We start from the raw sequence: 26,282 nt of genomic DNA, 5'->3' as shown, positions 1-26,282 counted from the left end.
TTTCTATTATATTAGCACAAAATCGTTAGTTTTAAAATGGCAGAACAAAATCAATATACCGAAGACAATATTCGTTCACTCGACTGGAAAGAACACATCCGTATGCGTCCCGGTATGTATATCGGAAAGCTGGGTGATGGGTCTTCTCCTGATGATGGTATTTATATCCTGCTCAAAGAGGTCATTGACAACTGTATCGATGAATTTGTGATGGGTGCCGGTAAAGTTATTGAAGTTACCATCAAAGATAAAATGGTTACCGTACGCGATTATGGGCGAGGTATTCCCTTGGGGAAAGTGGTTGACGTAGTGTCTAAAATGAACACCGGAGGAAAATACGATTCCAAAGCCTTTAAAAAATCTGTCGGGTTAAACGGGGTCGGTACCAAGGCCGTTAATGCGTTATCTAATTATTTTCGGGTAGAATCGGTTCGTGACAATCAGCAGAAAGCTGCCGAATTCTCTGCCGGAAACTTAACATTGGAAGAAGACGTTCAGGAATCGACCAAACGCAAAGGAACCAAAGTAGCCTTTGTGGCCGATGAAACTATTTTTAAAAATTACAAATACCGTAACGAGTATGTGGTTCGCATGCTCAAAAATTATTGTTATCTCAATACCGGATTGACCATTTATTACAATGGTGAAAAGTATTATTCGGATAACGGTTTAAAGGATTTACTGGAAGAAACCATCACCGAAGAAGACATGCAATATCCAATCATTCACCTCTTGGGGGATGATATTGAAATTGCAATGACCCACAGTAAATCGCAATATTCAGAAGAATACCACTCGTTTGTGAATGGTCAAAATACCACACAGGGAGGAACCCACTTAGGCGCTTTTCGCGAAGCTATTGTGAAAACCATCAAGGAGTTTTATAATAAGCCATTTGAAGCTTCTGATATTCGTAAATCTATCGTTTCCGCTATTTCAGTAAAAGTAGAGGAACCGGTATTCGAATCACAGACCAAAACTAAACTGGGGTCTACCGAAATCGGTCCGAAAGGTCCGTCGGTACGTACGTTTGTAAACGACTTTATCAAAACCAAGCTTGATAATTTTTTGCACAAAAATCCGGAAGTTGCTGATTTGTTATTGCGTAAAATCCTTCAAGCCGAACGTGAGCGTAAAGAATTATCAGGTATTCGTAAGTTGGCCAAAGACCGCGCTAAGAAAGCGAGTTTACACAATAAAAAACTGCGCGATTGCCGCGTGCATTTAACGGATGCTAAAAACCCGAGAAGTTTAGAAAGTACTTTGTTTATCACCGAGGGAGATTCGGCTTCGGGTTCCATCACTAAATCACGTGACGTGAATACACAAGCGGTATTCAGTTTGCGTGGAAAACCGTTGAATTCGTATGGCATGACTAAGAAAATCGTGTATGAAAACGAAGAATTCAATTTGCTGCAAGCGGCATTGGATATTGAAGAGGATATGGGGGATTTACGCTATAATAACATTGTAATTGCTACCGATGCCGATGTGGACGGGATGCACATTCGCTTGCTGTTGATTACCTTCTTTTTGCAGTTTTTCCCGGAATTAATTAAAGACGGCCATTTGTATATTTTGCAAACGCCTTTATTCCGTGTGCGAAACAAAAAGGAAACCATCTATTGTTACAGTGAAGAAGAACGTGTCAATGCTATCGAAAAGCTAAAACCCAAACCCGAAATCACCCGATTTAAAGGACTCGGAGAAATCTCCCCCGATGAGTTCAAACACTTTATAGGAGAAGATATTCGCCTTGACCCGGTGATGTTAGACAAAGCTACTTCTATTGAGACCTTATTGGAATTCTACATGGGTAAAAATACCCCTGACCGACAGGATTTCATTATCAATAACTTGAAGGTTGAATTAGACGTAGTGGAAAAATAATTAACTTAAAGATATAAACAAATCCCGAACCTTTGGGACAGCATACATGAAAGACGAAGAAGAAGACGATATCATTCCAAACGAAGACGAAAACAACGACGACTTGAACGAATCTTCGAATGAGGAAGCAGCAGAAGAAGGTTTTGAAGACATAATTCGTCCTTCAACCGGAAGCCATTTCTACGAAAACGACGAAAATCCGGATGATACCATTACCAAAGTAACCGGGATGTACAAGGATTGGTTCCTGGATTATGCTTCTTATGTAATCCTGGAACGTGCGGTACCGGCCATTGAAGACGGATTCAAACCAGTGCAACGTCGTATCATGCATTCGATGAAAGAACTTGATGACGGACGTTATAACAAAGTAGCCAACATCGTTGGGCACACTATGCAGTATCACCCACACGGAGATGCCAGTATAGGGGACGCTATGGTTCAGATAGGTCAGAAGGACTTGATCATCGACATGCAGGGAAACTGGGGGAATATCCTCACCGGCGACAGTGCAGCAGCTCCGCGTTACATTGAGGCACGTATTTCTAAGTTTGGTCATGATGTGTTGTATTCGCCTAAGATTACGGAATGGGGTGTTTCTTACGACGGTAGAAGAGCCGAGCCTATAAATCTTCCGGTGAAGTTCCCGTTACTGTTAGCCCAAGGAGCGGAAGGGATAGCCGTGGGACTTTCCACTAAGATACTGCCACACAACTTTAACGAGCTGATAGACTGTTCGATTAAAGTATTAAAAAACAAACCATTTACCCTTTTTCCTGACTTTCCAACGGCGGGTATAGCCGATGTTTCGGGGTATAATGACGGGATGCGTGGCGGAAGAGTACGAGTGCGTGCCAAGATTGGTCAGTTGGACAAACAAACCTTAGTCATTACCCAAATTCCGTTTTCAACCAATACATCAACTTTGATTGACAGTATTTTAAAGGCTAATGAAAAAGGAAAAATCAAAGTCAAAAAAATAGAAGACAACACCGCCGCTGAGGTTGAGATTTTAATTCACCTTCCACCGGGTGTTTCTCCGGATAAAACCATTGATGCGCTGTATGCGTTTACGGCCTGCGAAACTTCGGTAGCCCCTTTGGGTTGTGTCATTGAAAATCATAAGCCCCGGTTTATCGGAGTAACGGATATGTTGAAAATATCTACACACCGCACAGTGGATTTGCTCAAACGCGAGTTGGAAATACAGTTGGACGAACTGGAAAACAAATGGCATTTTGCCACGCTTGAAAAGATTTTCATTCGGGAAGAAATGTATATCGATTTTAAATTGTATTCCGATAAGGAATCGCTTTATGTGTATATGTATGATCGCTTCAAGCCTTTCCTGAAGTCGTTTGTACGTGAAATTAACGATGACGATTTGCAAAAACTGACGCAGATTCCGATGATACGTATTACGCGTTTCGATTCGGATAAAGCGGATGAGGCTATTGCCCGACTGGAAGCTGAAATGGAACAGGTCAAACATCATTTGGATCATATCATTGATTTTGCGATTGATTTTTTCCAAAAACTAAAAGACAAATACGGTAAAGGTCGCGAACGGCAAACGGAGCTCAGAAGTTTTGACACTATTGAAGCCACCAAAGTAGTTTTGAGAAATACCAAACTCTACGTAAATAGAGAGGAAGGATTCTTTGGTACCGGTTTAAAGAAAGACGAATACGTAGCAGATTGTTCTGATATTGATGATGTAATTGTCTTCCTGAGGGATGGAAAAATGATGGTGGCCAAAGTGGATGATAAGAAATTCGTAGGCAAAGACATAATTCACATCGCGGTTTTTGACAAGAATGATAAGCGTACCATTTACAATATGATGTATCGTGACGGTAAAAACGGTTCTACGTTTATCAAACGGTTCAACGTGTCCGGAATAACCCGCGATAAGTTTTATGATTTGACCCAGGAAAAACCAGGCTCACAAATCTTGTATTTTTCTGCTAATCCTAATGGGGAAGCAGAAACCGTTACGATTTTGCTGCGTCAGATTGGTAGTGTGAAGAAACTGAAATGGGATGTGGATTTCTCTGATATTGCCATCAAGGGAAGAGCTTCACGAGGCAATACCGTAACCAAATATCCGATTAAGAAAATTGAACTTAAAGAAAAAGGAATCTCCACGTTACGTCCGCGCAAAGTGTGGTTTGATGATACCGTGCAACGATTGAATGTTGACGGAAGAGGGGAGTTGCTGGGCGAATTCAGACCGAATGACCGTTTGTTGATTATCAATCAAAACGGCAAACTGAAAACCATTATACCGGAATTGACCACCCATTTTGAAGAAGGAATGATTGTTTTGGAAAAATGGAATCCGAACAAACCAATATCGGCCATTTACTATGACGGTGAGAAAGAACGTTATTTTGTCAAACGGTTTTTGGTGGAAAACGAAAACAAAGAGGAAACTTTCATTACCGAACACGAAAAATCACAACTGGAAATTGTTTCCACTGATTGGCGCCCGGTGGCGGAGGTAGTTTTTGCCAAAGTTAAAGGTGTACAAAAGGATAATCAGACGATTGATTTAGAACAATTCATTGCGGTAAAAGGGATTAAAGCGCTGGGGAACCAATTGACTACAGACAAGTTAAAACAAGTCAATTTACTGGAGCCGTTGCCTTTTGAAGAGCCACAAGATGAACAGCCGGAAGAGACCGAAGTAAACAGTGAGGACAACATTGCCGAAGACATTCAAACCGAAACCGGAGACGACGGACAAATAACCCTGAGTTTAGAATGATAACTGCTGTGAACTCAATGGTGGTAGCGCTTCAAAAAGCTCCGCATCTTTTTTGAGATACATTTTAGCGGATAAAATTTAAAACTATATGAGATAAAAAAACTCCCAACATTTGGGAGTTTTTTTATTTGTTATCAATTTGTAAAATCGGTATCTTTTAATTCCTTATCCATAATTTCACTATTGTGCAGTTTGACTGCTTTGCTGCGTTTCTTCATTCTCAGGTTAAGGAACTCTACAAAGAGCGAGAAGAAGATAGAGAAATACAAATAGCCTTTCGGAATGCTGTTCACCTCTACATCATTGCCAAAACGGAAATGCGCCAAATGCGACCCTTCGGCCAATAGCATCACTCCGATAAGAATCAGGAATGACAATCCCAGAATTTGTATGGTAGGATGCTCGTTGACAAACTTTGAAACCGGTCCGGCAAAAATCATCATGATGATGATTGAAATGACTACGGAAAGAATCATGATAATCAAAGCACCTTCTTCACCAAATCCCCCTTCAGCAGGTGATTTCATGCTTACCATTCCCACTGCTGTCAGGATGCTATCAAATGAGAATACAATATTGAGCAGGGCAATTTGAAGAATGGCTTGTGCCAAACTTCCACTGGCTTTTCCTTTTTGTCCTTCTTCTTCACCTTCCAATTTATGATGTATTTCGGAAACTGATTTGTACAATAAAAACAGGCCTCCGCCAAAAATAATAATACTTTGTCCGGTAACGCTAGCTTCAAAGAACCCCCAATCAATGTGTAATAAGGTGTCCTGTAAGCTCAGTACCCAGGTAATCCCAAATAACAATATGATTCGGAAAACCATGGCTAACAATAGCCCAATACGACGCGCTTTGGGTTGGTCTTGAGCTTTGAGTTTTCCCGAAACTATGGAAAGAAACACGATGTTGTCAATACCGAGTATAATTTCTAAAAAAGTTAAAGTAAGCAGTGCCATCAGGGCGTTGGGCGTAAATAAAATGTCCATTATAATAAGTTTGGTTTTGCAGTTAAACGTAGTTAATCCAATTTTGTTACAGTGCCGCGTTGTTTTTTGGCATCGCCCACAAATGAGTATTCAAAAGTATAACCTTTCTCATTGGTTGACAATATGGTAATGCTGATTGCTTTGCGCTCATTCATGGTTTTTGGATGTAGCTTGCGCAATACAAATTCACAATCGTTTACCCAGCGCACACTGGCTGTATCCGTTTTACCGTTATAGGTTTCAATCTGCATGCTGTCGGTACGGATTGTAATCGAAGATTGTTTTTTGCCGTCAATCTCCTGCGTGAATTCAAATTTCCCGGTTTTAAAGTCACTACAATTGCGCTCGTGGGTGTTGCACGAAACAATAATCAAAGCGAACAAGAGTAAGGTTAGTTTTTTCATTTTATTTGTTGAAGCTTTTATCCCGCTATCCGCGCTACACGGTAGCTTGCTGCTATCGGTGCTATTTATTTAGTTTATCGAGTTCGTCATCTGTAAAATTCCGGATGCTTTTTTCTTTGGCAAATTTATCCGCATTGTAACTGTTGGATTTGTTTTTCGGGATGGATAGCGAATCCCATTCGCCTTGTTTGAGCATTTTGGCATAAAAAACAATTTGCCCGATGTGGTATGGATAATGTGCCAATTGACGATTTATGGCTTCCTGTACCGTATGTCCCTCGTTGCGAATATAAATGATGGTTTTCAACTCTTCCTCGGTCAACGGATTGAGAGCGTTGAAGAAACAGTCCCAGCCTTGGTTCCAAAGCGCCAATACATCTTCTTTGGTTTTGAGGGTTTGTTCAAACTCACCATCTCGGTTGCGCCAGGATTTTTCCCCGTCAGTAGTCAGGAAGTCAGTCCAGCGCGACAGCATATTGCCGGCTAGGTGTTGTACAATAACAGCAATGGAATTGGTATCCTCATTCACCGAAACAAACCATTGCTCCGGTTCGAGTTGCATCATCGCTTTTTCTCCCAACATTTTATAATAGAGAAACTGCTTTTTGACGCTTTCTAAATAGGAATTATTGATCATGATGAAACAATACGTCGGTTAATGTTTTGATTCCTTTGAACATAAAATACACCGCCAAAAGGCAAAGAGCAATCCCCACGGCTAAAACCAAATAATGCCATGCGTTTTCTTTGTTTTGAAACGCATTGTAAATGACAGCCGGTCCAATAAACATTAGCGGTAAAGCATACAGCATGTACTTGATTCCTTTGTCTAAAAGTGTTTTGTTGCTGGACATTCTTTTGAATTATAAGTTGATTAAACAGTCTACACTCGGTTGTAATTATCCACTGCATTTCTGACACTGCCGTGTTCTTTGAGCAATTCGGCAGCCTTTTCGTAACTCACGGGAATTTCTTCCATAATCATGCGCACGCCACGGTCGACCAATTTGTCGTTGCTCAGTTGCATGTCAACCATTTTATTGCCTTTTACTTTGCCGAGTTGTATCATTGTGGTTGTTGAAATCATATTCAGCACCAGTTTTTGTGCGGTTCCGGCTTTCATACGAGAACTACCGGTTACAAACTCAGGACCTACCACCACCACAACCGGAAATTTTGCCGTCAAAGCTAACGGACTTCCTTCGTTACAGGTGATGCATCCGGTGACTATGTTTTTGGCATTGCATTTTTCTAACCCTCCTATCACATAAGGTGTAGTGCCCGAGGCAGCAATGCCAATTACCACATCCTTTTCGGTAATGCCGTGTTCCTGCAAATCAATCCAAGCCTGCAGACGGTCGTCTTCGGCATTTTCAACTGCGCGCCGAATGGCTTTGTCACCTCCGGCTATGATGCCGTTTACTAAATCAAAAGGAACGCCAAAAGTCGGCGGACACTCGGAGGCATCTACAATGCCCAGTCTTCCCGAAGTACCGGCTCCTATATAGAAAAGGCGCCCACCCAATTTCATTTTATCAACTACTTGAGTAACTAAGGCTTCAATTTGAGGCAAGGCTTTTTCCACTGCCAAAGGAACGGTTTTGTCTTCAGTATTGATGTTGGCTAACAGGTCGGAAACCGACATGTGCTCTAAACCATCATAATGCGAGGATTGTTCGGTGGTTTTGGTGAAGTTCATAGTATTGTTATTGAAGAGACCCATCTGTTGATGGTTCGTTTCTGTTGTAAATTTAAATAAAACACGCCAATAAAATTCCCAAAACAATCATTGAAATTTTGGCAATGTTGAATTTATGGCCTTCGCTGCTTTCAAAAATAATTGTTGAAGAAATATGGAACAGGATTCCGATAACAAATGCGGTAATCCAACTGTAATACTTGTTTAATAAAGGCAAACTGTCAGAAAAAAAAGTCCCAAGAGGGGTCATTACGGCAAAGGTGAGCATAAAGAAAAACAAAGCGGTTTTGTTCAACTCTGCAGTAAGGAAAAAGGTGGTCAGGATGATAGCGATGGGCAAGTGATGGATGGCTATACCGAAAGCTAAATCGTGGTGATGTCCTACAGGAAATCCTTCTAGCAAAGCGTGAATGCACAAACTGATGAACAATAGCCAGGGCATGTGTGTCAGTTTATCATGACCATGGACATGACCATGTTCCGCTCCTTTGGAAAAAAACTCCAAAACAATTTGAAACAAAATTCCACCCATAATAAAAAGACCGATGCTTTTGGGACTGCTTTCATACACTTCGGGCAACAAATGCAACACGGTTAAAGACAATAAAAATGAACCGCTGAATGCCAGCAGCAGTTTTAAATTCTGTTTGCCTTTGGGTTTGATTAGCAAGGCAATAGCGTAGCCAATAAGTACCGATAATAAAGGTAATAAGTAGTTCATTACTTGAAAATCATTATTAATCTTTCGCTGGTGTTTTTATGGAATTTTTTTAATTTATAATCGCCGAAGGTATCCAATAAGTAAATCCCCGTTTCGTTCATCATGCGTTGGAAATCTTCTAAAGTATAAGCTCTTACTTTTTCGGTAAAGTGAAATGCCTGTCCCTGATCTTCAAAGTCAATTTCCTTAATAATAAAACCATCCAGTACAAAACGTTTGATGTGGAAAATAATTCCGTCCACTTCCTTGGTTTCTTCCGGGATTAAATGTTCAATTACTTGCTGGGAATTCATAAAATCAATCACAGCAAAACCGTATTCCGATAAGCTTTCTTTAATAGCTAACAATGTTTTGATATCGTCTTCTTCCTGGTCAAAATAACCAAAACTGGTGAACAGATTGAAAATAGCATCAAACTTTTGTTCAAAAGGTTCCCGCTTGTCATGCACCACAAAATGCAAAGTATCATTGGTATTTTTACTGGCCTCGGCTATACTGTTTTCAGACAAATCGGCTCCCAACACATCATAACCCAACTGGTTTAAATAGATAGAATGACGGCCTTTGCCGCAGGCTAAATCAAGAACCTTGGCTTTCTCCGGTAAATTGAGATAATGAGTCAGGTTGTCCATGAAAACCTGTGCTTCACGATAGTTTCGGTCTTTGTACAGGATGTGATAATAGGGAGTATCAAACCAAGAGACAAACCAATTTTCCGATTTGGAATTTGGAGCTTGGGATTTAGGATTTAAGGAATCTGACATTTATTCTTTTCAAAGGGATTCTGAACGTGCAAATTTAGTGTATTTTTGCCGAAGAATGTCCAAGTTTAAAATTTGAAATGTAAGATTTGAAATTTATTGGAGATTTGGAATTTGTTTATTGGAATTTACAGGAAATGGAGAATTTTAAAATGATTGCCAAAACCTTTTTTGGTTTTGAAGAAATATTAGCTAGAGAATTACAACAACTGGGAGCGCAGGATGTAGAGCAGGGAACCCGCGCGGTAAGTTTTAAAGGTGACAAAGGGTTTATGTACAAAGCTAACTTGTCGTTACGCACAGCCTTGAAAATTTTGAAACCGATTTATCATTTCAGGGCATTTAACGAACAGAGTCTATACAAAGGCATTCAGGGCATTGATTGGTCAAAATACCTCAATGCCAACCAAACTTTTGTGATTGACACCACCATTCATTCCGATCATTTTAAGCATTCACAGTTTGTTTCTCAAAAAGCCAAAGACGCTATAGTAGACCAATTCAGAGCCAAATTTGACCAACGTCCAAGCATCGATAAAGACTTTCCCGATTTGCGCATCAACATTCATATTGACCGTGATCAATGTTCGGTGGCACTGGATACTTCAGGGGCTTCATTACACCACAGAGGATATAGAACAGCTACCAATATTGCCCCGATAAATGAAGTGTTGGCGGCAGGAATGCTCTTGCTCTCCGGATGGGACGGAAACTCTGATTTTCTCGATCCGATGTGTGGTTCGGGGACTATTTTAGCCGAAGCGGCGATGATAGCCTGTAATATTCCGGCCAACATCAACCGTAAAGAATTTGCGTTTGAAAAATGGAACGATTGGGATAACGATTTGTTTGACCAAATTATTGATGCCCTTATGAAGCGAACCAAAGAGTTTCGCTATACCATTACCGGCTATGACAAAGCTCCGAGTGCCGTACAGAAAGCGAAGGACAATTTGCTCAATGCCAATTTGGAAGACTATGTAACCATCAGTCAGGCTAACTTTTTTGACACCAAAAAAGAAACTGCCGGACCACTGCATATGGTTTTCAATCCACCTTATGGCGAGCGCTTGGATATTGATTTAGAACGTTTTTATCGCGAATTGGGCGATACTTTAAAAAACAATTACCCCAATACTAATGCCTGGTTCATTACCGCCAATTTAGAAGCTTTGAAGTTCGTCGGTTTACGACCGTCAAGAAAAATTAAACTGTTCAATGGTAGCTTGGAAGCGCGTTTGGTCAAATACGAAATGTATGAAGGCAGTAAGCGTACTAAGTTTCAACAAAAAACAGAAGAGTAGGGATAAACTATTGTTGTTGATCTTTCCTTTTAAATCTTAGTTGAGCCCAATATAGTAGGCCACCAGACCAAACACGGCACTGACACCAATCCAGGTTATTACCCTTGTTTTGAAACGATACAACGCGATAAAAGAGAGGATAACCCAACCTAAAGAAACACCATCAACCAAATCTAAAGAAACAATTTTCGGAAAGATTACAGCTTTTCCCAGATAAAGTGTCAGGTTGAGTATCACCCCAACCACGGCAGCGGTAACTAAGGCTAATATTTCTTTGATTTTTTTGTTTTGCTGGGTACGCTCAATGATAGGAGCACCTATGAAAATGAAAAGGAAGCATGGCAAAAAAGTATAGAAGGTGGTGGTCAATAATCCTAAAGTTCCCATGCCAATCGAACTCCCAAAGTGATTGTAACCTGCCATAAAACCTACATAGGCCAATACCATAATTAGTGGACCGGGTGTGGTTTCACCCATAGCCAATCCATCAATCATCTGGAGTTTATTTAACCAATGAAATTTTTCTACACTCACTTGCGCGACATACGGTAATACAGCATAGGCACCACCAAAAGTGACCAATGCGGCTTTGGTAAAAAATCCCGCTAATGTTTTCCAAAAAGAAAAGTCTCGGACTAAAAAATAACATGCGGTCAAAGGGATGCACCAAAGAATGACACCTGTACTTATTTGTTTCCAAAAACGCAGTGGTTGAAAACCGGTATCTTTTGGAACGGTATTTTTATTAACGTAATATTCAGACTCATCCGTTTCTTCCGGATTGTATTTTATTCGGTTTTTGGCCAAGAAATCCGGTAGAAAATAGCGTGTTATTGTTGCTGCTGCAAGGGCTCCGAGAATGATAACCGGAAACGGGACATTGAAAAAGAAAATACAAATAAAGGAAGCAAGGGCTACAAAATAATGAAATGATCCTACCAGAGCCTTTTTCCCGATACGAATCAGAGCTACAATAACGATAGCAATAACGGCCGGTTTCAATCCGGAAAAAAGGGCATAGACCCATGGCATATTCCCGAAAGTGACATAAACAGTGCTTAATCCTAACAAAATAAAAAGGGAGGGAAGCACAAATAAAATACCAGCTGCCAAGCCACCCATGGTGCCATGCAAAAGCCATCCGATGTATATGGCCAGTTGCTGCGCTTCGGGACCGGGGAGTATCATGCAATAGTTCAGAGCATGCAAAAACCGGCTGTCGCTAATCCATTTTTTGCGATCCACCAATTCTTCGTGCATGATGGCAATTTGACCCGCTGGTCCGCCAAAACTGATGAATCCCAATTTAAGCCAAAAGAGTAAAGCTGTTTTAAAGGAAGGTTTTTGCATTTAAAATCAAATTACATAGGCTAAGCTATGAAAAAAATAAGTTTAAATATTGAAATTATATAACGAATCGGAAGCATTCTGTAAATTGTTTGTCATCATGTTCTTTTAAATTCACAGTATTAAAATGGAACGGTTATGGAAACGGCAAAAACAATCTATTATTTGGATGATGACTTTGATGATTTAGGTTTCTTCAAGGAAATTGTTGAAGAGTTAGGACATACAGTAAAAATATTTTCAGATGGGAGAAAGTTGCTTTCGGCTTTGGCAAGTCAAGAAGATTATCCGGATATCATTTTTTTAGATGTTCACATGCCGGTGCTCAATGGTGAGGAGATTCTCGAAATCATCATGAAATCAGATGACTTAAAGCATCTTTCCGTTGTGATGGTTTCCGGAGCTCATCCGTATAAAAAGAATCATTATGCCCATAAAGGCATTAAATTTTTAATCAAGAAACACCATTATAAGGAGTTTAAAGAGGCCATAGTGGAGTTGTTGGCTTTTTATACTAAAGTCAGTTATTTTGCAAATGGTTTTAGCAGTAAAAGAATATAAACTTTTTCTAATATAAAGAATGTCCTGATTCTTTAATCAGGACATTCTTTATATTAATGAACAAATATTATTTTTTTGGTAGTTACCTGTTCATTTTGTGTCAGTTGAGCAAAGTAAATACCTTCTGATAAGTTTTCCCGGGTTATAATTATTTGATTACCATAGATGTTATTTATTTTTTTAACTAATTGTCCAACTGAGTTGTAAAGGCTTAATAAGGCATTTTCAAATGGTTGGTCAGACACAATAGTCAACTGGTTTGTAGCTGGGTTTGGTATAAAATTCACTGTATGTAAATTAAAATTATCAGTACTTAATAACATAGAGCAATCAGTTGGTGTTGTTTGGCCATTCGCAATGGCATGATTATATACATTTACTCCATTTTGTGCACTACAGGTGAGGTAAATATATGGGTCTGAAAAAAACATTTCATAAGTGGGCATTAGGGGATGTCGGTTATTTCCAATACCTTCAATCCAAATTTCATTTTCAACAAACATATTGCTACTATGTAAGTAATACTGTTTTCGGGTGCCGCCAATTACATTTATGTTGCTAAGTGTTACTTGATAAGTAATTCCGTTAGCCAAAGTGATATAACTTCCGTTTGTCAAACTAAAATCGTATAGTATTTGATCAACATTGTTTACCATGCGGTATACTTTTTGAGTCGACGTATCTTCTCGAAGATAAACATCTGTATTGAAAAAAGGGTCGTGGATTTTTTTATAGGTATAGGCTCCAATAGTTACATTCACACCAGGTTCAATAATTAAATTGGTATTACCACCAAAATTAGCAACAGTAATATTCCAAGAAGCATTGTTGTCTAGCATCGGAATGTAGTTTTGTGCTAAAGATTTGGGTAGGAAACTCATCAGGGTAATGGAAAGAAGAAGTAATTTTGTTTTCATAGTTAATTTTTTTTTTTGTTACAATTTTCATAGCAAACCTAATAGGGGTTCTGTCGCTAATTTATTGAAAAAAAAACTTATTCTTACAAATTTGATTAAAAAAGTGTAAACAATTGGATACAATTGGATGTGTTAAATAAAATCCTAAATCCTGAATCCTAAATCTTAAATCTTTTATCTTTGCCGACTGATTAAAAGATATCCATGAAATTTGATTTATTAGCAAATGACCCTAATTCGAAAGCCCGTGCTGGTAGTATCACCACAGATCACGGTGTAATTGAAACCCCTATATTCATGCCTGTAGGTACTGTAGCTTCAGTAAAAGGCGTGCATCAGAGAGAATTAAAAGACGATATTAATCCCGATATTATCCTCGGAAACACATATCATTTATACCTTCGTCCACAGACCGGTATTTTAGAAAAAGCAGGAGGACTGCACAAGTTCATGAACTGGGACCGGAATATACTAACCGATAGCGGAGGTTATCAGGTATATTCACTTTCAGCCAACCGAAAGATTAAAGAAGAGGGAGTAAAATTTAAAAGTCACATTGATGGTTCTTACCATGTTTTCACTCCTGAAAATGTGATGGAGATTCAACGTACTATCGGTGCTGATATTATCATGGCTTTTGATGAATGTACGCCTTATCCATGTGACTACAGATATGCACAGCGTTCTATGCACATGACACACCGTTGGCTGGATCGTTGTATCGCCCATTTGGATAAAGTACCATACAAATATGGTTATGAGCAAACCTTTTTTCCAATAGTTCAGGGAAGTACCTATAAAGATTTACGTCAGCAATCAGCGGAATATATAGCCAATGCCGGTGCTCAGGGGAATGCTATCGGTGGTTTATCAGTAGGAGAGCCTGCTGAGGAAATGTATGCTATGACTGAAGTCGTAACTGCTATTTTGCCACAAGACAAACCTCGATATTTAATGGGAGTGGGAACACCCATCAATATTTTGGAAAATATTGCTTTGGGTATTGATATGTTTGATTGTGTGATGCCGACGCGAAATGCAAGAAACGGGATGTTGTTTACGGCACATGGCATTATCAATATTAAAAACAAGAAATGGGAAGCTGATTTTTCACCCATAGATGAAATGGGTCACACCTTTGTAGATACGGAATATACTAAGGCATACCTACGTCACCTGTTTGCTGCGAATGAATATTTAGGAAAACAAATAGCCACTATTCACAATTTAGGATTTTACATGTGGTTGGTTCGTGAAGCCAGAAAGCATATCTTAGCCGGAGATTTCAGAACTTGGAAAGATATGATGGTAAAACAAATGAGCCAAAGACTATAGTTAATTTGTGAATTTGCGGATTCGGTTTTTATAATCGCATTCCCAAATAACCGAGTAACTCAATAAACAAAAGATGCTGACCATAATTGACAAATACATCCTCAAGCGCTACTTAGTAACTTTTACCGTAATGTTACTAATGTTCATTCCCATTGGGATAGTGATTGACGTTTCGGAAAAAGTCAATAAGATGATCGAAAATCACGTGGCATTTTCGGCTATTGCGAAGTATTACCTGGATTTTACCATTTATTTTGCCAATCTTTTATTTCCTATATTTTTGTTCCTTTCGGTGATTTGGTTCACTTCTAAGCTGGCTAACAATACAGAGATTATAGCCGTTTTAAGCTCGGGAATTTCTTTCACACGTTTTATGCGGCCTTACATTATAGGAGCCACAATAGTATCGCTTTTTGCTTTGGTAATGAGTATTTTTTTGGTGCCGAATGCCAGCGCCGGATTTAAGAATTTTAGGTATACTTATTTAATAGGTAATGGTATCAGTGAAATGCGTGACAACACCGATGTGTTTCGTCAAACGAGTAAAGACGAGTATATTTTTGTGAGTAATTTTCAAGAAGTCTCTAAAATGGCCTTCCATTTTTCTATGGAAAAGTTTGAGAACGACAAGCTAAAGTACAAAGTAACTGCAGATCGTATCAAATGGAATCCTAAAGACAGCACGTATACCTTATTCAATTATACCAAAAGAAAAATAGGTCCTTTCGGCGACATTATTCAGTCAATGGAGAAAAAAGATACAGTTTTTAATTTTGAATTAGAAGATTTAACACCGGTGGTTTATATAGCTGAAACGTTGAACTTGGCCGATTTGAACAAGTTTATCGAAAAAGAAAAATCAAGAGGGTCTACCAATATTAATGTGTATTTGGTAGTGTTGTATAAAAAATACAGTATTCCGGTTTCTGCTTTTATTCTCACGATTATTGCTGTAGCGGTTTCCTCTATGAAGCGTCGCGGGGGAATGGGAGTCAATTTGGCAATCGGAATTTTGCTTGCCTTCTCCTTTGTGTTCCTAGACAAAATATTCGGGGTGTTGGCGGAGAAATCTACTGCACCACCCTTATTGGCTGTATGGACTCCTAACATTGTTTTCGGAATTTTAGCCATTTACCTGCTGCGGAATGCCAAGCGATAATGTAAAGAGCTATCTCCATCTCCATTTTATAGTTTTTATTTGGGGATTTACGGCTGTGCTTGGAGCATTGATATCACTTGATGCACTGCCGCTGGTATGGTTTCGTATGTTGTTTGCTATTGGTTTTATCGGGATTTACATTGCTTTCAAAAGGATATCTATCAGGATTTCTACCAAAATGTTGCTGCTGTTTCTCTTATCGGGACTGATAATAGCGTTGCATTGGTTTACTTTTTTTCGGGCCATTAAGATTTCCAACATATCCATTACATTATCTTGTTTATCCACGGGAGCTTTATTTGCCTCGTTGTTGGAGCCGATTTTATATGGTAAAAAGATTGTTTGGTATGAGGTGTTTTTTGGTTGTTTAGTAGTAGTTGGACTTTATATCATCTTTAATGTAGAAGGAAATTACTTTTGGGGAATAGTCACCGCACTGACTTCCGCCTTTCTTTCGGCATTATTTGCTGTAATCAATTCAAAATTCGTTAAGACACATAATCCCACGGTAATTTCATTTTATGAACTTAGCGGTGGTGTATTGTTTTTTACAATATTGTTATTCTTTACACACAGTTTTTCCGGCAACTTTTTTGTGCTTTCTGCCAAAGATTTACTGTATTTGATGATACTCAGTTCTTTTTGTACGGCTTATGCCTTTATAGCTTCTACTTCGGTTATGAAATTTCTAAGCCCGTATACAGTGATGCTAACCATCAATCTCGAGCCTATTTACGGTATCATTTTGGCTGTAATTGTATTTGAAGAAAAAGAAAAAATGAGCGTTCAGTTTTATATTGGCGCCTTAATAATTTTACTCACAGTGCTCTTGAATGCCCTAATCAAAAGTCGCAAAAGACAATTAAATTAGTGTGAATTGAAAGTTAATTTTATTTACAACTAATCCGCAAAAAGTGCTTTTTATCACAACAGAATATTTTATATTTGCTGTTCGATTAAACAAACTATCAATCCTATGGAATATTTAGATTTTGAACTTCCAATCAAAGAATTAGAAGAACAACTCGATAAATGCCAATTAATCGGTGCCGAATCCAATGTTGATGTCACCGCTACCTGCAAACAAATTGAAAAAAAATTAGAGGAAACCAAAAGGAAAATTTATAAAAACCTTACCGCTTGGCAACGTGTACAATTATCGCGTCATCCTAACCGTCCTTATACTTTAGAGCACATTACTAATCTTACCAAAGGTAATTTCCTGGAACTTTTCGGCGATCGGGGTTTCAAAGACGATAAAGCCATGGTAGGTGGTTTAGGTCGAATTGACGGACAATCGTTTATGTTGATTGGTCAGCAAAAAGGAATTAATACCAAAATGCGTCAGTTACGTAATTTCGGTATGGCAAGTCCGGAAGGTTACAGAAAAGCATTGCGCTTGATGAAGATGGCGGAAAAGTTCAATATACCTGTGGTGACCTTAATTGATACTCCCGGAGCTTTCCCCGGTTTAGAAGCTGAAGAACGCGGACAAGGAGAGGCAATCGCCAGAAATATTCTGGAAATGGTACGATTAAAAGTGCCGATTATCTGTGTAATTATCGGCGAAGGTGCTTCAGGTGGAGCATTGGGAATAGGTGTAGGAGACAGAGTATTGATGATGGAGAATACATGGTATTCAGTAATTTCTCCTGAGTCTTGTTCTTCTATTTTATGGAAAAGCTGGGAGTATAAGGAACAAGCTGCCGAAGCGTTGAAACTGACTTCCTCTGATATGAAAAAAATGAAATTAGTTGATGATGTCATTCCTGAACCATTAGGCGGAGCGCATTACGATAAGGAAACCACGTTCAAAACTGTAGAGCAGTATATCATGAAAGCGTTTAACGAACTGAAAGATTTATCAACAGAAGAATTAGTAGCGCAAAGGATGGATAAATACAGTAAAATGGGCGAATTCAAAGAGTAATTTCTTATAAAATATATCTTAATCCGAAGCCCAATGGTTTCGGATTTTTTTTTGGTTATTAACAAAAAAATCAAACTTATAAACATCGGATTTGAATAACTCAATCCCTATAATTTTAGCAAAATAGCTACTTTCGTTTCATGGAAAACCTGAGAAATATAAACCCAATTAAAGTCGATAAAACGACCATCATCAACCTCGAAAAAGGCAAACTACCTCCGCAAGCCATGGATTTGGAAGAGGCGGTATTGGGGGCTATGATGATTGACAAAAAAGGGGTGGATGAGGTAATTGACATCCTTCAACCGGATGCTTTTTACAAAGATGCTCACAAGCATATTTTTGAGGCAATTTTTCAATTGTTTACAGATTCTCAGCCGATTGACTTATTAACGGTTTCCGCCCAACTCAAAAAGAACGGAAAACTGGATTTGGCAGGAGGAGATTTTTACTTGATTCAGCTTACCCAAAAAATATCCTCATCGGCTCATATTGAGTTTCACTCTCGTATTATTTTACAAAAATACATCCAACGCAGCTTAATCAAAATATCTTCTGAAATCATTGAAGAATCTTATGATGAAACGACTGATGTATTTGATTTATTGGATAAAGCAGAATCTAAATTATACGAAGTAACTCAAGGCAATATCAAACGCAGCTCGGAAACCGCACAAAGTTTGGTAATCCAAGCCAAAAAAAGAATCGAAGAAATTGCGAATAAAGAAGGGTTGAGCGGTATTGCCACCGGATTTGAAAAACTGGACAAGGTAACCTCAGGTTGGCAACCTTCTGATTTGATTATTATTGCGGCACGTCCGGGTATGGGTAAAACCGCTTTTGTATTGTCGATGGCCAGAAACATGGCTATTGATTTTGGTGCCCCCGTGGCGTTATTTTCGTTGGAGATGTCTTCAGTACAGTTAATCACACGTTTGATTTCTTCAGAAACCGGTTTGTCCTCTGAAAAGTTAAGAACCGGGAAATTAGAAAAACACGAATGGGAACAGCTCTCCACCAAAGTTAAAGATTTGGAAAAAGCGCCTTTATATATTGACGATACACCTTCGCTTTCTATTTTCGATTTAAGAGCGAAAGCTCGTCGTTTGTCATCGCAACACGGTATCAAAATGATTATTGTCGACTATTTGCAGTTGATGACAGCAGGAGGTGGTGGTAAAGGAGGTGGAAACCGTGAGCAGGAAATCTCCACTATTTCGAGAAATCTAAAGGCTTTGGCCAAAGAGTTGGAAGTACCCGTAATTGCCTTGTCTCAGCTTTCACGTGCCGTAGAAACCCGTGGTTCAAGCAAAAGACCATTGTTGTCTGACTTGCGTGAATCGGGAGCGATTGAGCAGGATGCTGATATTGTATCGTTTATCTATCGTCCGGAATATTACAAAATTGACGAATGGGATGATGATGAGCAAACCCCAACAGCTGGTCAAGCGGAGTTTATTATCGCCAAGCACCGTAACGGTTCCTTAGAGAATATCCGTTTGAAATTCATTGGAAGTCTCGGTAAGTTTGACAACCTTGAGGAATACGGTAGTGCTTTTGATGATTTGCCGTCCAAGATGAACCATGATGACAATCCTTTTATTACGAAGAATTTACCTTCTGCTAATGAAGCTTTTGGCAGTACTATCAATAGAGATGATGACGACAGCGATGTGCCATTCTAATAAAAAACAATCCCGGGAAATCGGGATTTTTTTATGCTTTTCTTCACAGTAAATCTATTATCTTTGAAATAAATTATCATTAAAGCAATGCTTAAAAAGTCACTCTACATTTTTCTTTTGCTGATTTCGTTCTCCATCAGAGCTAATTTTATTTTACTGCCTATGGATGAAACGTCTCAAAAGAACCATCTTAAAGCTTACGGAATTACTTATTGGGCGTTGGATAAAAGTTACAAAGCAAGTTGGTTACTCAACTACCGCGGGGGCTCTTTTTTATTGCCTGATGCTCCTGAAATCCGCAAAGAATGTCAGATACGCGGTGTGAGTTTTGAAATTCTTTCTGATGCTGAAGAGGCTTCTATATTGGCTGATATTTCCAGTCCATCTCAAAACATGGAAACCGTTGTCTTGGAAAAAGCACCCAAAATTGCAGTGTATTCACCACCCGGCAAACAACCATGGGATGATGCGGTGACTATGGTGCTGACCTACGCTGAAATTCCTTTCAAGGTCGTTTATGATGAAGAAGTATTGGGTGATCAGTTATTGCTCTATGATTGGCTACACCTACACCATGAAGATTTTACCGGACAATATGGAAAATTTTACGGTGCTTACAGAAATGCTCCTTGGTACATTGAACAAAAGAAGGATGCAGAAGCTTTGGCGGCCAAGTTAGGTTTTAGTAAAGTTTCTCAGGAGAAATTAGCCGTTGCAAAAAAGATACGTGATTTTGTGATTGGTGGCGGTTTTATGTTTGCCATGTGTTCGGCTACGGATAGCTTTGATATCGCGCTTTCAGCCGAAGGAGTAGATATTTGCGAGCCAATGTTTGATGGAGATGACAGCGAACCCAATTATCAGTCCAAAATTGATTACAGTAAAACGTTTGCTTTCAAGAATTTTATTCTTGACCGAAAGCCCGATCATTATGAGTTCTCTGATATTGATATGACTGAAAAGCGCCGTATTCCGTTTGAAAAAGATTATTTCACCTTAATGGAATTCTCCGCCAAATGGGATGTAATTCCCAGCATGTTATGTCAAAATCATACTCAATTGGTGAAAGGGTTTATGGGACAAACGACCTCGTTTGACAGCGAATTAATCAAATCCAATGTACTGATTTTGGGGAAAAATGAACTGAATGATGAAGCGCGTTATATTCATGGCCAAAAAGGAAAAGGGTTCTTTACTTTTTATGGTGGACATGATCCTGAAGATTACCAGCATAGAGTAGGTGATGAACCTACTGTTTTAGATTTACATCCCAATTCACCCGGTTTCCGATTGATATTGAATAACGTATTATTTCCGGCAGCACGAAAGAAACCGCAAAAGACATAAAAACAAAGAGCCAATCATTTTGATTGGCTCTTTGTTTTATAGAATGATTGTTTTACTTATTGTTGTCAATAACATAATTCAAAACTTTGGTCATCAGATGTACGCGGTCTTTGCCTTGTACATTGTGTTTGTGCATAGGATAAGCAAAGAAGTCCACTTGTTTTTGGGCTTCCACAAATTTCTTAAGTAACATAAAATTATTTTGCATGACTACCACATCATCACTGGTGCCATGAATAAGTAATAGTTTTCCTTTTAAATCTTTTACATAATTCAGAGTGCTGGCTTCGTCAAAACCTTTTTGGTTTTCAGCCGGTGTATCCATATAACGTTCCCCATACATTACTTCGTAATATTTCCAATCGGTTACCGGACCTCCCGCAACACCTACTTTGAACACATCAGGTTTGCGCAACATCATTGAAGTAGTCATGAATCCACCAAAACTCCAACCGTGAACCGCCAAACGATTGCCGTCTACATATGGTAATGATTTCAAATATTCCACACCTTTCATTTGATCTTCCATTTCGTTTACACCTAATCTTCCGTGAATAACGCTTTCAAAAGCAAATCCTCGGTTGTCCGAACCTCTGTTGTCTACAGTGAAAACTAAATAGCCTTGTTCAGCCATCCAATACATCCAAAGATTGGCACCGTCTAGGTATGAATTGGTTATCATTTGGGCATGAGGGCCTCCATATACATATACTAAGACTGGGTATTTTTTAGTTGCATCAAAATTACTTGGTTTGATTAAGCGGGTGTACAAATCGGTTGTTCCGTCAGCCGCTTTGATGGTTTTGATTTCGGCTGTTCCCATCACGTAACCATCGTATTTGTTTTTGCTTACCAAAAGAGTAGTGGCTTTTAAATTCTTGTCATATAATAATGATTTGGAAGGAGTACTATGATTGGAATATTCATCAAAAAACCAATTGCCGTCAGCCGTAGGAATTACGGTGTGAACGCCTTCGTCTTTGGTAATCAGAGTTTGTTTTCCTTTTAAATCCACTTTATATGCCAACATATTGGTTGGGTTGGCTCCAGTTGCTGAGAAATAAATTTCTGTTCCTGAGGTATTGGTCCCTAAAATTTCCCGTGTTGGGAATTTATTGGCGGTTAATTGTTTGATTAACTTTCCGTCAATGGAATAATAGTAAAGGTTTTGAAAACCGTCTTTTTCACTGAACCAAACAAAGTTGTTGGATTTAGCATTCGGGAAGAACGCTTCGTGTTCCGGTTCTACCCAGTTGTCATTTTTTTCATTTAAAATCGTTCTGACATAAGCTCCGGTTGCCGCATCGTATACATTTAGCGACATGTCATTTTGTCTACGATTTAATTCCGCAATCAAAAGGTATTTTTCATCGGGTGTCCAGGAAAGATTAGTTAAATAATCGTCTGAATTGCCTCTGGGTGAAATGAAAATGGTTTTTTTAGTGGCCAAATTGTAAATCCCAACATGTGGTTTTTCACTCTTTTGTCCAATCATCGGGTATTTGATCATGTCCAATTTACCCGGAGTTTCATTAATATCCAACAAAGGATAATCGGCTACTTCAGTTTGGTCTTTTTGATAAAAAGCTAAAAATGTCGCTTTGGGTGACCAAAAAATACCATTATTGATACCGAATTCATTGCGTGCAAAAAACTGTCCTGAAACAATAGCTTCATTGGTTTCTGCTGTTACAGCTACTTTTTCTTTGTTTTTGGTATAATAATATAAATTGTTTTTTTCGGTAAATGCCAGGTTTTCGTGGGCGTTGTCAAAGGTTGCGTTCTCGGCATTTTCGCTTGTGGTTTGAATTAATTTGCCCGTTTTGGTTGTTACATTATAGGTGTAATAATTGGCCGCGTCATTAATAAGTATTGTATTGGCATCGATGAAAGTGACTCCTCCAAAATTTTTCAGTTTGGTCCCCAACTCTTTGTTGATTTCGGCCAGCGTAATGAATTCCGTGGCTTTGATGTCTTTGGTATTCGCGGTCATCATTTTGGCAAAAGTATCCGCATAGTAGACATATTTAGTAGTATTCGGAATCCATTGAAATCCTAATAATTTATCAGCTCTGAAAGTACGATTTTGTTGCATTACGGCTTCGTCTAACGAAATCTTTTTTAATTGCGCCTGAGTGGTCACGGCAAGGAAGAAAGCCAAAGCGGTGAGTATTCTTTTGTTCATAAAGTAAAATTTATTTGTTGCGGTAAATGTATAAAAAAAGGATACTGTTTAGTAGTCAAACAATATCCTTTGTTACAAGAGTATAGGAATTCGTTAGTCGGCTAAACGACGTAACTTGTTTTTGTCAATAATCTTAATTCGTTTTCCTATGAGTTCAATGAGGTTACTTTTGTTGAGTTCGGAAAGCAAACGAATGCAACTTTCCGTGGCAGTACCAATCATACCGGCCAGTTCTTCTCTCGATAATTGCAAGCGAAGTGTTCCGTCAGTTTCAATGCCAAAGTTTTCTTCCAGATAAATTAAGGTTCCGGCCAGTCGCTCCTTAACGTTTTTTTGTGCCATATTTACCATATGCACGTCAGCATCTTTCAAATCGCCGCAAATGGTTTTCATTACGTTCATCGAAAACTCATTGTTTTGTGTAAAAAACTGCATGATTTCTTTTCTCGGAATGAAACATACTTCCATGTCTTCCAGAGCTACAGCACTCAGGTTGGCAGGTTCTTCACTAATCATGGAGCGTTGCCCCAATAATTCTCCCGGTTTTACCAATTTTACAATTTGGTCTTTGCCGTTGGAACTAAGTTTGGAAAGTTTGCAAACACCATCCTTGACGCAATAAATTCCGTTTGTAATTTCGCCTTCTTCAAAAACAGGTTCTCCTTTTTTGATGGTATACGAAGTTTTGCAATCCGCCATTTTGAGCAACTCCTCCTTGTTCAGTGCTTTTAAAGAACTGAATTGGCGTACAATACATTGCTCACATTTACTCATATAATCGCAGGAAATTAATATTAATTATACAAATATATTGAAAGTATGACATATATCATATTTTAAATTGTGCATTTGTTGGAAATTTGCCTCAGGTAAAATGAGCAAATTATGAATGCATCACAGTGTTTCCATTGTGGTAACGAAATTGTCAAGAAAGGCGAAGTGTTTTTTGATGGTAGAAATTTCTGTTGTAATGGTTGTAAAACGGTTTATGAAATTTTCAGTCAAAATGATTTATCGTGTTATTATGATTTCCAGTCGGCACCCGGTGCTACTCCACAAGATATCAAAGGTAAGTATGATTTTTTAGCCAATGAAAGTATTGTTGACAAACTATTGGAATTCAGAGAAAATACAACGGGTATTGTTTCACTCTACATTCCTCATATACACTGTAGTTCGTGTATTTGGATTTTGGAGAATCTACAAAAACTTCAAGCGGGGATAAATGCTTCTCAGGTCAATTTTCCCGAAAAGAAAGTCCGCATCACCTTTAATCCCGAAAAAACTTCGCTGCAGGAAATTGTAGAAATGCTCTGTTCAATAGGGTACGAGCCCTATATCAGTCTGGAAAATTATGATGAAGGTAAAAAGAAAGTCGATCGTTCGTTGATTTATAAAATTGGCGTGGCCTTTTTTTGTTTTGGGAATATCATGTTGTTGTCTTTTCCGGAATATTTTGAAGTGAATGAATTCTGGATTGACCAATACAAGGGATTCTTCCGTTGGCTAATCTTTGCTTTGTCGTTACCTGCTTTTATTTATTCGGCATCAGGATATTATGTGGCTGCCTGGAAAAGTATTAAGCAAGGAATGCTCAATATTGAAATTCCCATTGCTTTGGGAATCGTAGTGATGTTTATTCGAAGTACTGTAGATATCGTTTTTAACTACGGTCAAGGGTTCTTCGACAGTATGTGCGGATTAATATTCTTCATGTTGTTGGGTAAATTATTCCAGCAAAAAACCTATGATTTTCTTTCGTTTGAGCGCGATTACAAATCCTATTTTCCCATTGCTATTACAAAAATTCTTCCCGACGGAAATGAGGTAGCAGTACAGGTTTATGACATTGAGAAAGGGGATAGGCTACTGATTCGAAACCAAGAGCTGATTCCGGTAGACGGTATTTTGATTTCCGATAAAGCTTCTATCGATTATAGTTTTGTAACCGGTGAGGCAGTACCAATAGAAAAGAAATCAGGAGATAAAATTTTCGCCGGAGGCAAACAACTCGGTAAAGTCATTGAAATGGAAGTTTTATTCTCTGTATCACAAAGTTACCTCACGCAGCTTTGGAGTAATGATGTCTTCCAGAAAAAGGTAGAACAGAAACACAAATCCATTACAGATAAAATCAGTCGCTATTTCACGCCGGCGTTGTTGGCTTTATCATTGGTATCGTTTGGCTATTGGATTTTTTTCGATGTGACCACTGCCTTCAACGTATTTACGGCCATCCTGATTGTAGCTTGTCCATGTGCCTTGGCATTGACAGCTCCGTTTACTCTTGGCAACGTTTTGCGAATAATGGGAAAACGAAAACTCTATTTGAAAAATGCGACAGTCATTGAGCAACTGGCCGAGGTAGATACGATAGTGTTTGACAAAACCGGTACAATAACGACCAACAAAAAGACTGCTATTACCTATGAAGGTAAAGCGTTGGATGCTGTTGAATTAAAGTTGTTAAAAAATGCACTCAGAGGTTCCAATCACCCGTTGAGTCACCGACTCTATGATTTTATTCCGCATCAGCAAAAAATGGAAATCAAACATTTTGAAGAGGTTATTGGGAAAGGAATTTTGGCAGAGTTTGCGGAAGGTACGGTTAAATTAGGTTCTTCACAGTTTTTACAGCACATGAGTGAAAACACCCATAAGAAAACCAAAGTACATGTTGAAATTAACGGTGTGTATAAAGGAAGTTATGTCTTCAACAATCAGTACCGAAAAGGATTGGAACAATTATTTGAGCAGTTGGCAAAAAAATACCGCCTCATTGTATTGTCCGGTGATAACGATGGAGAGCAACACATTTTAGAAAAAATGTTGCCCGAGAATACTCATTTGGTATTTAATCAAAAACCGGAGCAGAAATTGGCTTACATCGAAAAACTGCAAAATGAAGGCAGAAACGTTTTGATGATAGGTGACGGATTGAATGATGCGGGTGCATTGGCACAGAGTAATGTGGGAATTTCCATTTCTGAGAATGTGAATGTTTTTTCACCGGCATGTGACGGGATATTGGATGCTTCTCATTTTGAGAAGATTGCATTCTTTTTAGGATACTCAAAAAATGCTATGTGTACGATTTATATGAGTTTTTGTTTATCTTTATTATATAATGTAGTAGGGTTGAGTTTTGCGGTAACCGGCAATCTGTTGCCCATAGTAGCGGCAATCATTATGCCCTTGAGTACCATTACCATAGTGAGTTTTGTAACAATTATGAGTAATTATTTTGCAAGAAAATAAAAATACAGGTATGATAT

22 protein-coding genes are annotated in these 26,282 nt (G+C 38.7%); 11 read left to right on the top strand and 11 right to left on the bottom strand.

Going from position 1 to position 26,282, the window contains the following annotated elements:
* Positions 1-36: 36 nt before the first annotated feature.
* Together ACSVH6_RS11270 and ACSVH6_RS11265 are read left to right on the top strand one after the other, a co-directional pair.
* Positions 37-1,890 (top strand): DNA topoisomerase IV subunit B, encoded by a 1,854-nt coding sequence (locus tag ACSVH6_RS11270; RefSeq protein WP_438078541.1) that lies wholly within the window; start codon positions 37-39, stop codon positions 1,888-1,890.
* 46 nt (positions 1,891-1,936) lie between these two features.
* A complete protein-coding gene (locus ACSVH6_RS11265) occupies positions 1,937-4,660 on the top strand; it encodes a DNA gyrase/topoisomerase IV subunit A (RefSeq protein ID WP_438078539.1) in 2,724 nt (907 codons plus the stop codon).
* 134 nt (positions 4,661-4,794) lie between these two features.
* On the opposite strand, the gene ACSVH6_RS11260 is transcribed toward ACSVH6_RS11265, so the two are convergent.
* The 7 genes from ACSVH6_RS11260 to ACSVH6_RS11230 all read right to left on the bottom strand — a co-directional run bounded on the left by ACSVH6_RS11260 (position 4,795) and on the right by ACSVH6_RS11230 (position 9,240).
* Entirely contained in the window at positions 4,795-5,652 is an 858-nt protein-coding gene (locus ACSVH6_RS11260; protein WP_438078537.1) for a TerC family protein, read from the bottom strand.
* 32 nt (positions 5,653-5,684) lie between these two features.
* Positions 5,685-6,056: a DNA topoisomerase IV gene (locus ACSVH6_RS11255; protein WP_438078535.1), complete on the bottom strand. Its 372-nt coding sequence runs from the start codon at positions 6,054-6,056 to the stop codon at positions 5,685-5,687.
* A gap of 61 nt (positions 6,057-6,117) precedes the next feature.
* Positions 6,118-6,693, bottom strand: coding sequence for a DUF1572 family protein (locus ACSVH6_RS11250; RefSeq protein ID WP_438078533.1), 576 nt, complete (start codon positions 6,691-6,693; stop codon positions 6,118-6,120).
* Positions 6,683-6,910, bottom strand: a complete 228-nt coding sequence (locus tag ACSVH6_RS11245) for a DUF6095 family protein (protein ID WP_438078531.1) — start codon at positions 6,908-6,910, stop codon at positions 6,683-6,685. Before ACSVH6_RS11245 ends, ACSVH6_RS11250 begins: the two co-directional genes overlap by 11 nt.
* A gap of 29 nt (positions 6,911-6,939) precedes the next feature.
* On the bottom strand, positions 6,940-7,755 hold the full coding sequence (murQ, locus tag ACSVH6_RS11240) for an N-acetylmuramic acid 6-phosphate etherase (protein WP_438078529.1): 816 nt from the start codon (positions 7,753-7,755) through the stop codon (positions 6,940-6,942).
* A gap of 52 nt (positions 7,756-7,807) precedes the next feature.
* Positions 7,808-8,476, bottom strand: coding sequence for a ZIP family metal transporter (locus ACSVH6_RS11235; protein ID WP_438078527.1), 669 nt, complete (start codon positions 8,474-8,476; stop codon positions 7,808-7,810).
* Positions 8,476-9,240 carry a class I SAM-dependent methyltransferase gene (locus ACSVH6_RS11230; RefSeq protein ID WP_438078525.1) on the bottom strand — a complete coding sequence of 255 codons (765 nt, stop codon included), beginning with the start codon at positions 9,238-9,240 and terminating at the stop codon, positions 8,476-8,478. Before ACSVH6_RS11230 ends, ACSVH6_RS11235 begins: the two co-directional genes overlap by 1 nt.
* A 149-nt stretch (positions 9,241-9,389) precedes the next feature.
* Between ACSVH6_RS11230 and ACSVH6_RS11225 the strand changes: the two genes are divergently transcribed.
* Complete coding sequence (locus ACSVH6_RS11225) at positions 9,390-10,541, top strand: THUMP domain-containing class I SAM-dependent RNA methyltransferase (RefSeq protein ID WP_438078631.1); 1,152 nt, start codon at positions 9,390-9,392, stop codon at positions 10,539-10,541.
* Positions 10,542-10,577: 36 nt separating this feature from the next.
* On the opposite strand, the gene chrA is transcribed toward ACSVH6_RS11225, so the two are convergent.
* Positions 10,578-11,891, bottom strand: coding sequence for a chromate efflux transporter (gene chrA, locus ACSVH6_RS11220; protein WP_438078522.1), 1,314 nt, complete (start codon positions 11,889-11,891; stop codon positions 10,578-10,580).
* 135 nt (positions 11,892-12,026) lie between these two features.
* Here chrA and ACSVH6_RS11215 point away from each other — a divergent pair, with 135 nt between their 5' ends.
* Positions 12,027-12,449 carry a response regulator gene (locus ACSVH6_RS11215; RefSeq protein ID WP_438078520.1) on the top strand — a complete coding sequence of 141 codons (423 nt, stop codon included), beginning with the start codon at positions 12,027-12,029 and terminating at the stop codon, positions 12,447-12,449.
* 53 nt (positions 12,450-12,502) lie between these two features.
* Here the strand turns inward: ACSVH6_RS11215 and ACSVH6_RS11210 are convergent, their stop codons facing one another.
* Positions 12,503-13,366 (bottom strand): T9SS type A sorting domain-containing protein, encoded by an 864-nt coding sequence (locus ACSVH6_RS11210; protein ID WP_438078518.1) that lies wholly within the window; start codon positions 13,364-13,366, stop codon positions 12,503-12,505.
* A 204-nt stretch (positions 13,367-13,570) separates the two neighbouring features.
* Here ACSVH6_RS11210 and tgt point away from each other — a divergent pair, with 204 nt between their 5' ends.
* The 6 genes from tgt to ACSVH6_RS11180 all read left to right on the top strand — a co-directional run bounded on the left by tgt (position 13,571) and on the right by ACSVH6_RS11180 (position 20,822).
* Positions 13,571-14,701, top strand: a complete 1,131-nt coding sequence (gene tgt / locus ACSVH6_RS11205; RefSeq protein ID WP_438078516.1) for a tRNA guanosine(34) transglycosylase Tgt — start codon at positions 13,571-13,573, stop codon at positions 14,699-14,701.
* A 73-nt stretch (positions 14,702-14,774) separates the two neighbouring features.
* A complete protein-coding gene (locus ACSVH6_RS11200; protein ID WP_438078514.1) occupies positions 14,775-15,860 on the top strand; it encodes an LptF/LptG family permease in 1,086 nt (361 codons plus the stop codon).
* Positions 15,847-16,731 carry a DMT family transporter gene (locus ACSVH6_RS11195; RefSeq protein ID WP_438078512.1) on the top strand — a complete coding sequence of 295 codons (885 nt, stop codon included), beginning with the start codon at positions 15,847-15,849 and terminating at the stop codon, positions 16,729-16,731. Before ACSVH6_RS11200 ends, ACSVH6_RS11195 begins: the two co-directional genes overlap by 14 nt.
* 105 nt (positions 16,732-16,836) lie before the next feature.
* Complete coding sequence (locus ACSVH6_RS11190) at positions 16,837-17,790, top strand: acetyl-CoA carboxylase carboxyltransferase subunit alpha (protein ID WP_438078510.1); 954 nt, start codon at positions 16,837-16,839, stop codon at positions 17,788-17,790.
* 140 nt (positions 17,791-17,930) lie between these two features.
* Positions 17,931-19,475 (top strand): replicative DNA helicase, encoded by a 1,545-nt coding sequence (gene dnaB / locus ACSVH6_RS11185; RefSeq protein WP_438078508.1) that lies wholly within the window; start codon positions 17,931-17,933, stop codon positions 19,473-19,475.
* Positions 19,476-19,562: 87 nt separating this feature from the next.
* On the top strand, positions 19,563-20,822 hold the full coding sequence (locus ACSVH6_RS11180) for an asparagine synthetase B (protein ID WP_438078505.1): 1,260 nt from the start codon (positions 19,563-19,565) through the stop codon (positions 20,820-20,822).
* A gap of 52 nt (positions 20,823-20,874) precedes the next feature.
* On the opposite strand, the gene ACSVH6_RS11175 is transcribed toward ACSVH6_RS11180, so the two are convergent.
* Both ACSVH6_RS11175 and ACSVH6_RS11170 read right to left on the bottom strand, forming a co-directional pair.
* Complete coding sequence (locus tag ACSVH6_RS11175) at positions 20,875-23,007, bottom strand: DPP IV N-terminal domain-containing protein (protein WP_438078503.1); 2,133 nt, start codon at positions 23,005-23,007, stop codon at positions 20,875-20,877.
* Between the two features lie 93 nt (positions 23,008-23,100).
* Complete coding sequence (locus ACSVH6_RS11170) at positions 23,101-23,781, bottom strand: Crp/Fnr family transcriptional regulator (RefSeq protein ID WP_438078501.1); 681 nt, start codon at positions 23,779-23,781, stop codon at positions 23,101-23,103.
* 111 nt (positions 23,782-23,892) lie between these two features.
* Here ACSVH6_RS11170 and ACSVH6_RS11165 point away from each other — a divergent pair, with 111 nt between their 5' ends.
* Positions 23,893-26,265: a heavy metal translocating P-type ATPase gene (locus ACSVH6_RS11165; protein WP_438078499.1), complete on the top strand. Its 2,373-nt coding sequence runs from the start codon at positions 23,893-23,895 to the stop codon at positions 26,263-26,265.
* Positions 26,266-26,282: the final 17 nt, after the last annotated feature.

This window comes from Flavobacterium sp. XGLA_31 (assembly GCF_051547105.1).
GTDB lineage: Bacteria > Bacteroidota > Bacteroidia > Flavobacteriales > Flavobacteriaceae > Flavobacterium.
Note: the sequence above shows the minus strand (reverse complement) of the source record. Positions and strands in the feature narration are given on the sequence as shown.

What these genes read in the sequence shown, in the direction of transcription:
- chrA (WP_438078522.1), bottom strand. Translation starts at nt 11,891, where the DNA reads ATGCAAAAACCTTCCTTTAAAACAGCTTTACTCTTTTGGCTTAAATTG.
- dnaB (WP_438078508.1), top strand. Translation starts at nt 17,931, where the DNA reads ATGGAAAACCTGAGAAATATAAACCCAATTAAAGTCGATAAAACGACC.
- ACSVH6_RS11180 (WP_438078505.1), top strand. Translation starts at nt 19,563, where the DNA reads ATGCTTAAAAAGTCACTCTACATTTTTCTTTTGCTGATTTCGTTCTCC.
- ACSVH6_RS11230 (WP_438078525.1), bottom strand. Translation starts at nt 9,240, where the DNA reads ATGTCAGATTCCTTAAATCCTAAATCCCAAGCTCCAAATTCCAAATCG.
- ACSVH6_RS11165 (WP_438078499.1), top strand. Translation starts at nt 23,893, where the DNA reads ATGAATGCATCACAGTGTTTCCATTGTGGTAACGAAATTGTCAAGAAA.
- tgt (WP_438078516.1), top strand. Translation starts at nt 13,571, where the DNA reads ATGAAATTTGATTTATTAGCAAATGACCCTAATTCGAAAGCCCGTGCT.
- ACSVH6_RS11225 (WP_438078631.1), top strand. Translation starts at nt 9,390, where the DNA reads ATGATTGCCAAAACCTTTTTTGGTTTTGAAGAAATATTAGCTAGAGAA.
- ACSVH6_RS11210 (WP_438078518.1), bottom strand. Translation starts at nt 13,366, where the DNA reads ATGAAAACAAAATTACTTCTTCTTTCCATTACCCTGATGAGTTTCCTA.
- murQ (WP_438078529.1), bottom strand. Translation starts at nt 7,755, where the DNA reads ATGAACTTCACCAAAACCACCGAACAATCCTCGCATTATGATGGTTTA.
- ACSVH6_RS11235 (WP_438078527.1), bottom strand. Translation starts at nt 8,476, where the DNA reads ATGAACTACTTATTACCTTTATTATCGGTACTTATTGGCTACGCTATT.
- ACSVH6_RS11265 (WP_438078539.1), top strand. Translation starts at nt 1,937, where the DNA reads ATGAAAGACGAAGAAGAAGACGATATCATTCCAAACGAAGACGAAAAC.
- ACSVH6_RS11245 (WP_438078531.1), bottom strand. Translation starts at nt 6,910, where the DNA reads ATGTCCAGCAACAAAACACTTTTAGACAAAGGAATCAAGTACATGCTG.
- ACSVH6_RS11175 (WP_438078503.1), bottom strand. Translation starts at nt 23,007, where the DNA reads ATGAACAAAAGAATACTCACCGCTTTGGCTTTCTTCCTTGCCGTGACC.
- ACSVH6_RS11200 (WP_438078514.1), top strand. Translation starts at nt 14,775, where the DNA reads ATGCTGACCATAATTGACAAATACATCCTCAAGCGCTACTTAGTAACT.
- ACSVH6_RS11255 (WP_438078535.1), bottom strand. Translation starts at nt 6,056, where the DNA reads ATGAAAAAACTAACCTTACTCTTGTTCGCTTTGATTATTGTTTCGTGC.
- ACSVH6_RS11195 (WP_438078512.1), top strand. Translation starts at nt 15,847, where the DNA reads ATGCCAAGCGATAATGTAAAGAGCTATCTCCATCTCCATTTTATAGTT.
- ACSVH6_RS11190 (WP_438078510.1), top strand. Translation starts at nt 16,837, where the DNA reads ATGGAATATTTAGATTTTGAACTTCCAATCAAAGAATTAGAAGAACAA.
- ACSVH6_RS11250 (WP_438078533.1), bottom strand. Translation starts at nt 6,693, where the DNA reads ATGATCAATAATTCCTATTTAGAAAGCGTCAAAAAGCAGTTTCTCTAT.
- ACSVH6_RS11260 (WP_438078537.1), bottom strand. Translation starts at nt 5,652, where the DNA reads ATGGACATTTTATTTACGCCCAACGCCCTGATGGCACTGCTTACTTTA.
- ACSVH6_RS11170 (WP_438078501.1), bottom strand. Translation starts at nt 23,781, where the DNA reads ATGAGTAAATGTGAGCAATGTATTGTACGCCAATTCAGTTCTTTAAAA.
- ACSVH6_RS11215 (WP_438078520.1), top strand. Translation starts at nt 12,027, where the DNA reads ATGGAAACGGCAAAAACAATCTATTATTTGGATGATGACTTTGATGAT.
- ACSVH6_RS11270 (WP_438078541.1), top strand. Translation starts at nt 37, where the DNA reads ATGGCAGAACAAAATCAATATACCGAAGACAATATTCGTTCACTCGAC.